This is a genomic window from Rhodopirellula maiorica SM1, from assembly GCF_000346295.1.
Taxonomy (GTDB): domain Bacteria; phylum Planctomycetota; class Planctomycetia; order Pirellulales; family Pirellulaceae; genus Novipirellula; species Novipirellula maiorica.
This window is the reverse complement of record NZ_ANOG01000556.1, coordinates 1-2,746: the sequence shown is the minus strand read 5'-3', so window position 1 is coordinate 2,746 and position 2,746 is coordinate 1. Positions and strand designations below refer to the sequence as shown.

The 2,746-nt window shown below is 56.0% G+C and carries 1 protein-coding gene and 1 pseudogene; both read right to left on the bottom strand.

The annotated features are described in order from the left end of the window. Positions 1 to 41: 41 nt before the first annotated feature. Positions 42 to 1,703 (bottom strand): hypothetical protein, encoded by a 1,662-nt coding sequence (locus tag RMSM_RS17875; RefSeq protein ID WP_052031689.1) that lies wholly within the window; start codon positions 1,701 to 1,703, stop codon positions 42 to 44. A gap of 85 nt (positions 1,704 to 1,788) precedes the next feature. Next, a pseudogene (locus tag RMSM_RS41040) lies at positions 1,789 to 2,746 on the bottom strand (hypothetical protein); the annotation flags it as partial.

Genomic DNA, 2,746 nt, shown 5'->3' with positions numbered 1-2,746 from the left:
TCGATTTTCTTGTCGGTGACTGTTTTCGTCAAGTTCATTCGTCACTTGATCGCTGGAAATGCGTCTTGCTGCATCGCCCTCAGCTGCTTGTTTCGTTCGTGCAGCCCTCGTTCACGTTCACGAACGTCCAGCGATGCACCATGCCACTTCTCCATTTGATTGGCAATCCACTGGGCGTGCTGCGCGGCCGTCAACACATAAATCGTATAGGGTGTCGAAAATTGACGTTCTCGTCCCGGCAAATAATCCTCGGCCCACAACCGCAGCTCGACACTCCCTGATTCGATCCCCAATGACTGGGGCGAGAAGACGGCATCGACCAACAGCGACGATTGATGTGCGTCGCCGCTTGCCAGAACCTTTTCGCCCTGGGAATTTTCGGACGCGGTATCCTCGTATTGGTTCCACTGCAACCCGACGCGTTTGATTCCAAAATCGTCGAGAGCCAGCAGTTGAAAATTGACTTGATCCGTTTCGAGCAAGACGCTTTCGCGGGCGAGATTCTGAGCCGCAACGGTGGGAGCCGCATCGGGAATCGCTTCGACGCTCAATTCAAACGGCGACAATGCCGCGAGTCCGTTTTCGTCGGTCCAATCGAATTGCAGTGGTGGTGTTTCACTTTCGACCGTGACCGTGGGTGTCACAAAGGAGTCGTTCCACACCTCTGCTGCCACACCATTGACCGACGCCATGCGGAGTGGACTCGAGGTCGTCGCCGACACCATGCCGTAGCTGCCCCGGACCACACTTAACATTCCGCCCCGAACATCCATTTGCATCGAATCGGGGCGTTGCAAATAGTCGGGCAAATGCATTTCGGCAACAATCGACGTGAGCGCCGGCCGCAGCTTCGGAACAAGCAAAACGGTTTGTTTGGCGTCACCCACCTGCAACTGCATTTCGCTCACTTCGTTTCGCGGTGGCAACTCAAAAACATACGAATTTGTTTCGCGGCGCGCGGTGATTGGTGGCAACCCATCCAAATGCAGCGTCGCGGTCGGTGGCCGCCATCGACTTTCTGGCTTCAAACTCACCTGCCACTTTGCCGACTCGCCGTGCGGCACGATTATCTGATCGGCAGTTGGCTCTATTGCCACGAACGTAAATCGCGGAGTCGATCGCCAAGGCAACATCAATCGATCCCACCCGCTGCGAAGCACGGGGGTAGCAACAAGGGCAATCGACGCAAGCACCAATAGCGTCACCGCAATGACAGAGGTCAGAATCCGAAGCGAGGTGGCAGGAACCGCGTCGCCAAGATCTCGCTGCTTGACCATCTCGGCCACTTGAACCATCGCCGCTTGGCACAACGCCGGCGAACGCGATTGTTCGCGGTCACATTCGGCCAATTCGATGACGCCTAACAATTGGCCGCCAACGCCGGGTTCACGAACTCGCAACAATCGGGCGATCTGGCCCAAACTGCGGCACTTCCACACCCAGCGGTACAACGCATAGGGAACGACAAATGTGATCCCAACGACCAACAGCAAGATCCCCAACCGCAGCAACAGCGGAGTGTCCCAAAACCGATCCAGTGCGATAACGAACAACAGTGAAACCGCCAAAGCCACCACCACGATCGAAATCGACTCGGCAATCTTTGCGGTCCAAACGCGATTGCGAAATGTCACCAATTGTTCGCGCAGCGAGTGCGGAATCTCTAAACGAGAGCTACGGTCGTTGGGATAGGAGACGCTCAAGGGTTCGCTTGCTACCTCGATACTGTTACAAAACACAATCGGTCATTCTAATCGGTGACGATCAACGCCAAAGTGGGCACGGTGACTACATCAAACCGGCTCGCTTTCGAACGCCCCAAAACAGACCGAGCAGCCCAATCAGCACGATGGCGATCAGCGGGTGGCTCCACAATTGCACGCGGCGTGTTTGCGACGTTGGGACCGAAATGGCTCTCACCGCGTTTTGCATCGCTTCGACTTGTCCAAGCGAAAACAGCTCACCTCGCGAGATTTTGGCGATTTCACCCAACACCTCGGGGCGTGCCGGTTTGCCAATTCGCTCAATCTGAGCTTGCTGAACATGGATTAAGGTTTTAAACGGAGTGTCGCTAGCCCCCGCCACCATCGTCACTTGATAGTCGCCCGCTTCGCTAGGAGTGAACGCACCAGCATAAGCCCCCCAAGTATCGTCGACATTTTCCAGAACCACATTTTGAATCTGTCCGGACGGAGCGACAACCTGAACCGACACGTCGTCGGCAACCAACGGATTGCCATCACGGTCCAAGCGATTCGCATTGAGCGTAACACGTTGATTCATGCGAGGTTGCTCGGGCGAGTAAAACAGCCCCTTGGACATGCGATGTTGATACGCCATCCAACGAACGACTTGCCCCCAAAACCGATAGTGATACAAGTCTTCGACGCCACGTCGCCAACGCCACGCACCATCGGTCCCCATAAATAAGACTTTGCCCGCGCGGGCCGATCGGGTAACGATCAGCGGTGTTCGCCCGTACTGATTCGATGCATCTTCATGAACCGCTAAGACCTCAGCGCCCGCGGAGGCACGAACAACGGGTGCATACCACTGAAACCCAGGCAACCCCGACCAGACGCGAGCGTTGGCATCATCATTGTCGGCAAGTTTCGTCAGCAGGCTATGACGCCCAAGTTCGGTCAAGGCAAAATGGCTGGCCGTTCGGGATCCCCAACCTGTCGGCTGGGATTCGTCCAGCGTTACCGGCAACAGATCGCCAAGCGGCGAATCGACAAGCGACACT